The organism is Stenotrophomonas sp. YJH_SMC_130 (assembly GCF_059369035.1).
Genome location: NZ_JCAFSH010000015.1, coordinates 66,061 through 73,736, shown reverse-complemented (window position 1 = coordinate 73,736; position 7,676 = coordinate 66,061). Strand labels below are relative to the sequence as shown.

The following is a 7,676-nucleotide window of genomic DNA, read 5'->3' as shown; positions in this document are numbered from 1 at the left end:
CCGCATTCAATTCCCCACTCATCGTGTTGCTCATCCTCCGATCGAGGCCAGGTGCGGGGTCAGCCCGGTCTGGCCCTGGTGCAGTCCGTGCCCGGCCGCTTTCAGGCCAAGCTGGGTGGTGATGCGTGCCAGCAGCGCGTCATGGTCCTCGTCGCGCTGCAGCAGCGGGCGCAGCGGCACGCCGAACTCGCCGAACAGGCACAGCCGCAGGTCGCCCTTGGCGGTCACCCGCAGGCGGTTGCAGCCTTTGCAGAAGTCACGCGAATACGGCGCGATGATGCCGATGCTGCCGCGATGGTCAGGGTGGCCGAACTCGCGCGCCGGGCCGGCATCGGCCGCGCGCGGTCGCTCGTGCCAGCCCGCGGCCAGCAGCTGCTCGATCACCACGTCGGCGCGCAGGTGGTGGCGCTGGAAATAGGCTTCGTTGTCGCCGGTACGCATCAGTTCGATGAAGCGCACGCTGAAGGGTCGATCGCGCAGGTAGTCCATCCACTGCGGCAGCTCGTCGTCGTTCAGGCCACGCAGCAGCACCGCGTTGAGCTTGATCGCCGGGAGGCCCAACGCCTGCGCCAGCGCCAGGCCCTGCTGGATCTCCGGCAGGCGGTCGTGCCCGGTGATGGTCTTGAAGCGTTCGCGTTGCAGGCTGTCCATGCTCACGTTCAGCGCAGTCAGGCCGGCCCGGTGCCAGCCCGGCAGGCGCCGCGGCAGCAGCGTGCCGTTGGTGGTGATGGCCACCTTGCGGATGCCCGGCACCGCCGCCACGGTGGCGATGATCTCGTCCAGATCCTTGCGCAGGCTGGGCTCGCCGCCGGTCAGGCGGATCTTGCTCATCCCCAACGCCGCAAAGGCCCGCACCAGGCGGCCGATCTCCTCCACCTGCAGGAAACGCGGGTGGCCATCGGCCTGGTAGCCGTCGGGCAGGCAGTAGCTGCACCGGAAGTTGCAGGCTTCGGTGAGCGACAAGCGCAGGTACGGAAAGCTGCGTCCGAAGCTGTCGGTGAGTTCCCGCGCAGGCTGCCCCGACCCGGCCGGGGCCGGCGCTTCTGGTACCCGGATGAGCTGGCCTGACATGTTTCCTCCTCCCGACGGCGCGTCGGAATTGTTACTGCGAAATGACCACGCGCACTGGGATCGACTTCGCTGCGGGGGTTCCGCTGATACGGTCGAAGTAGTCCAGCGGCAGCAGCGGATTGAGTTCAGGGTAGTAGCCCGCCACTGCGCCCCGTGGCATGGGATAGTCCAGGACAGTGAGACCATCGACGCGGCGGTGCACCCCATCGCTGGAGATGGTTTCCAGGCTGACCTTCCCTTCCTTGCTGATCCCGCGCGCTACACGATCCTCCAGGTTCATGAAGAGGATCATGCGGTCGTTGTACACGCCACGATAGCGATCGTTATAGCTGTAGATCGTTGTGTTGTACTGGTCATGGGAGCGCACCGTCGCCAGCCGCAGCATGGTCGGATCCTCGACGACATCGTTCACTTCGAGTCCAGGGAACAGCAGGATGTTGGCCTTGCCATTGGGTGTCGGCCATTCTCGACGGCGTGGCGGAATGTCCAGGTGGAAGCCGTGCTTCGCTTGGATCCTCTCATTGAAGCCTGTATAGATTTCGGGATAGACCGCCGCGATCAGATCGCGGACGTGGTCGTAGTCGTACATGCAGGCGGCCCAATCGACCCTGCTGTCGGGCAATGCTGCCATCGCCATGCGGCATACGATCTCCACCTCCGGCAGAACATGCTCGCTCACGGGCTGCAGCACGCCCCGCGAGGCGGTCACATTCGACATCGCGTCCTCGATGGTGATGAATTGCTCGCCCAACGGTGTATGGATCCATTCCGACCGCGCTACCACGGGAAGGATCAGCGCCTCCTTCCCGTGCACCAGGTGGCCACGGTTGAGCTTGGTGGCAATGCCAACAGTGAGTTCCAGGTTGCGCATCGCCCGGTAGGACACCTCGGTATCCGGCACGGCGTGGATGAAGTTGCCGCCCATGCCAATGAAGACCTTGGCAGTTCCCGCCAGCATCGCCTCGAGTGACTCCACGACATGGTGCCCATGCTCGCGTGGTGGCTCAAAGCCGAATACTTCACGGACCCGGTCGAGATAGCGTTGCGTCGGCTTCTCGTCGATGCCGACAGTGCGGTCGCCCTGCACGTTGGAATGTCCACGGATGGGTGCGATACCTGCGCCAGGCTTTCCGAAGTTTCCGCGCAGCATCAGCAGGTTCGCGACCTGCTGCAGTAAGCGCGAGCCCTGCTGGTGCTGGGTCAGGCCCATGCCATAGCAGATGATGGTTGCACGGGAGCGGACGTATATCTCGGCGCAGCGCAGGATCTGTTCCTTCTTGATCCCGGACACCCGCACAATCTCGTCCCAGTCCTGCGCCATCACCTCGTCGCGCAACGCATCCAGCCCGACTGTGTGCTCGGCCAGGAATTGGTGGTCGAGCACCGTTTCACCGGCGGCTTCCCGCTCGAACATGGCCTTCATCATGCCCTTGATCAGGGCCAGATCACCGCCAATCCGAATGTGAACGAACTCGCTGGAAATCTCGGTGGAACCGAACGTCGCCATCTGCACGACGTCCTGCGGCTCGGCAAAGCGGATCAGAGCGCGCTCTGGCATCGGGTTGACCGCAACGATCGGAACCTTGCGCTTTCGCGCCTCCACCAGGTTGGTCATCATTCGGGGTGAGTTCGTACCCGTGTTCTGCCCGATGACGAAGATGGCCTCCGCATGCTCGAAGTCGTCCAGCACGATGGTGCCCTTGCCGATACCGATTGCCGGCGGCAGACCGCGGCTGGTTGGCTCGTGGCACATGTTGGAGCAGTCCGGGAAGTTGTTGGTCCCGAACTCGCGAACGAAGATCGAGTACAGGAACGCAGCTTCGTTGGGTGTGCGCCCAGATGTGTAGAACTCCGCCTCATGCGGGCTCGACAAAGACCGCAGGTGACGCCCGATCGTCGCAAAAGCTTCATCCCAGCTGCATGGAACATAGTGATCGGTCGCCGCGTCATAGCGCATGGGCTCGGTTAGCCGGCCTTGCATCTCCAGCCAGTAATCGGATTGCGCCATCAGCTCCTGCACTGTGTGCTGGGCGAAGAACTCACGAGTCGCGCGATGCTTGGTCGCTTCCCATGCCAATGCCTTGGCCCCGTTCTCGCAGAACTCGAGCTTCTTGGTGTGATCAGCATCCGGGAACGCACAGCTGGGGCATTTGAATCCTCCCGGCTGGTTCATCGACAGCAGGGCCTTGGAGCCCTTGGTAATGACACTCTGCTGCATCAAAACCTTGGCTGTCGCACCTGCAGCACCCCAGCCACCGGCGGGATGATCGTAGGCCTTGTAACGGGGGATCTTCTGCTCTGGCATGACAGGCACTCGCGGCACAAGTTTTGGGAGTGAGCAAAGTTAAGCACGCAACAGATTCGGCAGCTACGGACAGTGTGTCCGGCCGCACCGGACGGTCCGTCCTCGCTGCGACCGGGCGCGGCGCAGCGGCGCGGAAAATCACGTTGGCTGCCGTAAACCTACGGAGCGTCGGTGACGGTTGAGCGCGCCATCACGAAACGTTCACATCGCGCGCCATTGAAAAAACGCTTTTGAATTCAGACACCTCCGAACCCCCTTCCCGCCTCAACGCCACTGCACCGGCGTGCCGCGGCCCAAGCTGTCCGTTCATTTGCGTCAAATTGTCCATGCACGCGTATTCGCTGTTTTTGGACGTAGTAGCGTGCGCGTCCTAGGGATAGTCTCTCCAGCATTGGAGCCCTACACCGATATCGTGGCGCCCTGCCCTGCCAACAGGCCGGCTGTCGCGTACGCCCCGGCTCCCCAACTCGCCAGGCCACTTCATATGTTTGAGCCCAGCCCAGTCCTCGCGGGAGACACAGACGGCATCGTGCGCCGGCGGACCATCCAGTGGCGTGGTGATGTACGCCGCTCGATCATGGACAGCGTCGCTGAAGAAGTGCCGGTGGCCATGCTCTACAACGATGTTGCGTTCTCGGTGATGATGTCGAGCCCTGCGAATCTGGAGGATTTCGCTCTCGGCTTCTCGCTGACGGAAGGACTGATTGCTGACCCGACCCAGTTCCTAAGCGTAGAAGTGCGCCCGCGCCTGGAAGGCATGGAGCTGGCCATGACGGTTACCAGTGACGCGCCGGTCCTTGCTGCAGCCACAACAAACAGAGGGCGCAACCTGCCTGGCCGTAGTGGTTGCGGCATCTGCGGGGCCAGCCAGCTAGAGGAGGTCATTCGCAGGCCAACGCCACTTGACCATCCCGCAACCTGCTCTGCGGCTTCAGTGCGATTGGCTTTGGCCTCGCTGAAGCAAGGCCAGCCGATGAATGCTGCTGCAGGCTCAACCCATGCGGCCGCTTGGGCAGACCAGGATGGCCACATTCTGCAGGTTCGCGAAGACGTTGGCCGGCACAATGCGCTCGACAAGCTGATCGGGTCCCTCGCGCGACGCTCGATATCGACAAGGGCCGGCATCCTCGTGCTATCCAGCCGCGCCAGCTATGAAATGGTCAGCAAGGCCGCCATTGCCGGAATGGCAATCGTCGCTGCAGTTTCGGCTCCGACCGCGTTGGCGATCGACCTGGCAAAAGCAGCAGGGATCTGCCTCGTTGGCTTTGCGCGCAGTGAAGGCTTCAATGTGTACTCCCACCCCAACCGTCTGTTGGAACTGGACTCCATTGCACTTGCTCATGCATGAGCACCCAGCCAGCAGGATTTCCGATCACGTTGCCGAGACTGAGGGTGCCACGATGCCTCCCGAGTGCTTTGATCTATACACGAACCCAGCCCGCCCAACATTGGCGCTCTACGTGCGTAAAGGCGCCGGCCTTCCGGACCTTGCCGATTCGTCGGGCTGGTCGATGGAGGGTGAAATCTGGTCTAACGAAATTCCTCCCGATGTACTGAAGACCCTGGAAGCCAATGGGCACGTCTTCCAGGAGCTGGGTGCCTGATCTGATAAGCCCGGCCTCGCAGATGCCGTGCCAAGCGACGACCGCTATGCCTGGGCACGGTAGGCCCTTGCGGTTGGCTGAAGAACTTCAGCCTGTACGAACTGTGCATCTCACCGTTCGCGATGAGGTGCATCCTTCCAGCGACGTTCTGCCTCCTTTCTCCGCTCCATCGAACCCTCGAGACCTCTATGGACGCACTCATCCTGTCGCGGATCCAATTCGGCTTCCTCATCAGCTTCCACGTGCTGTTTCCGGCCTTCACCATTGGCCTGGCGAGCTGGCTGGGTTTCGTGGAGTGGCGATGGCTACGCACCCGGAACCCTGTCTGGCGCGAGCTCTTCTTCTTCTGGCAGAAGATCTTCGCAGTCTCGTTCGGAATGGGGGTGGTCAGCGGTATCGTCATGGCCTTCCAGTTCGGCACGAACTGGCCACGCCTGAGCCAGGTCGCGGGAACGGTGATCGGCCCGCTGCTGACCTACGAGGTCCTGACCGCGTTCTTCCTGGAAGCCAGCTTCCTCGGGGTGATGATGTTTGGCTGGGGCCGGGTCTCGCCGCGTCTCCACTTCCTGTCCACCTGCATGGTTGCGCTCGGAACGCTCTTCTCGACCTTCTGGATCCTGGCATCCAACAGCTGGCTGCATACGCCTGCCGGCTACGAAATGGTCAATGGCGTCGTGCATCCGGTGAACTGGGCGGAGGTGGTCTTCAATCCGTCGTTCCCGTTCCGCTTGGCGCACATGGCGTTGGGCTCCTTCATCACCACCTGCTTCGTCATTGGCGGCGTGGGTGCTTGGTACCTGCGACGCAAGGAGCACGTCGAAGCCGGTCAGAAGATGCTGAAGGCCGCAGTGATCTTCGCCGCACTCACAGTCCCGGTCCAGATCTTCGTCGGCGATATGCATGGCCTCAACACACTTAAGCACCAACCCATGAAGATTGCTGCCGTTGAGGCCCACTGGCATCAGGGCAAGCCCGGCGAGGGTGTCCCGCTGGTGGTCTTCGCCGTGCCCAACGAACAACAGGAGCGCAATGATCTGGAGATCGCCATTCCGCGGATGGGTAGCCTCATCCTGACGCACTCGCTGGACGGCACCTTTGCACCGTTGACGTCGGTGCCTGCCAGTGAGCGGCCGCCGGTGCTTCCGGTCTTCTATGCATTCCGGATCATGGTCGGACTGGGCAGCCTGATGTTACTGGTGGCCTGGCTTTCGGCACTCGCCCTCGTCCGCAGGAAGCTGTTCGGGTCGCCACTGCTGTTGCGCGTATGGAACTGGATGCTCCCGAGTGGCTTCATCGCCTTGGTTGCGGGCTGGTTCGTCACCGAGATGGGACGCCAGCCTTGGGTTGTCTATGGCGTGCTGCGCACCGCCGATGCGGTGGGGCCACAAACGGCCTGGATGACCGCGCTTTCGCTGGCGGTCTACATCGCAGGTTATGCATTCGTCTTCGGTTGGGGGATCTGGTATCTGGTCAAAATCCTGCGCCACGGGCCGCGTGTGCATGATGCCGGTCCATCCCTAGAGGGCGGAGACCGCACTCCGGCGCGCCCGATCTCCGCTGCCGATCAATCCCTCTGAGGAGCGCTGACATGGACTCGATCACGTGGTTGCCCGTTGCCTGGTTCGGCGTCATCAGCTTTGGTGTTCTGATGTATGTCGTTCTGGATGGCTTTGTGCTGGGTATCGGCATTCTGGCGCCGTTTGCCGAGGACGAAGAACAGCTGGATGTCATGATGAACACCGCCGCCCCGATCTGGGACGGCAACGAAACCTGGCTGGTGCTGGGGGGCGCTGGATTGCTGGCGGCGTTCCCCAAGGCTTACTCCGTGCTGCTTTCGGCGCTTTACCTGCCTGTGCTTTTGCTCCTGGTATCGCTGGTTTTCCGCGGGGTGGCCTTTGAGTTCCGGTTCAAGGCTCATCGTTCGAAACGCCTCTGGAGCGTCGCCTTTGGCCTCGGCTCACTGTTGGCGGCGTTCTCGCAGGGCGTGATCCTGGGCACGGTGGTGCAAGGCGTGCCGGTGGTGAATGACGCATATGTCGGTGGTCCCTTCCTGTGGTTCAGTCCCTTTGCCATGCTCACCGGTGCCGCGCTGGTGGCCGGCTATGGCCTGCTGGGCGGTACGTGGCTGATCCTGAAGACAGAAGGGCGGACCCACGCTTTGGCCAGGCGCTTGACCCGCCCACTGGTGGTCGCGGTGATCGTGGCGATGGGGCTGGTCAGCAGCTGGCTCCCGTTCCTCGACCTGCGGTTGATGGCCCGGTGGTTCAGTGACGGAAACTTCTGGTGGCTGTCCCCTGTCCCGCTTCTTACGCTGGCCGTCGCCGTGGCCCTGTGGCGTGCCGAGAAGCGCCCGTCACATCACCTGGCGCCCTTCGTACTCAGCCTGTCGCTGTTCATTCTTGGCTATCTGGGCCTTGTGCTTGGTATGTGGCCCTATCTGCTGCCGCCGACTCTGACGCTCTGGGAGGCAGCGGCACCCGCATCCTCGCTTGGCTTCAGCCTGGTCGGTCTGTCGGTCATGCTTCCCGTTATTCTGGGCTACACCGCGTGGTCCTACCGAGTCTTCCGCGGCAAAGTCAGTGCCGAGACCAGCTATCATTGAACACGTAGCACAGCCTGGATCGTAGGCACTGGACAGAAAGCAGCAAGGGCGCAACGGGATTCCGTTGCGCCCTCGTCCTGTCTATCGCTGGCGC

5 protein-coding genes are annotated in these 7,676 nt (G+C 62.4%); 3 read left to right on the top strand and 2 right to left on the bottom strand.

Annotated features, from left to right (window positions below; genetic code table 11):
• Positions 1-30 precede the first annotated feature (30 nt).
• Together moaA and AC5P5V_RS15040 are read right to left on the bottom strand one after the other, a co-directional pair.
• Positions 31-1,071: a GTP 3',8-cyclase MoaA gene (gene moaA / locus AC5P5V_RS15045; RefSeq protein WP_495215935.1), complete on the bottom strand. Its 1,041-nt coding sequence runs from the start codon at positions 1,069-1,071 to the stop codon at positions 31-33.
• A gap of 31 nt (positions 1,072-1,102) precedes the next feature.
• Positions 1,103-3,376, bottom strand: a complete 2,274-nt coding sequence (locus tag AC5P5V_RS15040) for an FdhF/YdeP family oxidoreductase (RefSeq protein ID WP_134969176.1) — start codon at positions 3,374-3,376, stop codon at positions 1,103-1,105.
• A 484-nt stretch (positions 3,377-3,860) separates the two neighbouring features.
• On the opposite strand from AC5P5V_RS15040, the gene fdhD reads away from it, so the two are divergent.
• The 3 genes from fdhD (at position 3,861) to cydB (ending at position 7,582) form a co-directional block, all read left to right on the top strand.
• A complete protein-coding gene (gene fdhD, locus AC5P5V_RS15035; RefSeq protein WP_134969175.1) occupies positions 3,861-4,724 on the top strand; it encodes a formate dehydrogenase accessory sulfurtransferase FdhD in 864 nt (287 codons plus the stop codon).
• Between the two features lie 444 nt (positions 4,725-5,168).
• Entirely contained in the window at positions 5,169-6,557 is a 1,389-nt protein-coding gene (locus tag AC5P5V_RS15030; protein WP_134969174.1) for a cytochrome ubiquinol oxidase subunit I, read from the top strand.
• An 11-nt stretch (positions 6,558-6,568) separates the two neighbouring features.
• On the top strand, positions 6,569-7,582 hold the full coding sequence (gene cydB / locus AC5P5V_RS15025; protein WP_134969173.1) for a cytochrome d ubiquinol oxidase subunit II: 1,014 nt from the start codon (positions 6,569-6,571) through the stop codon (positions 7,580-7,582).
• Positions 7,583-7,676: the final 94 nt, after the last annotated feature.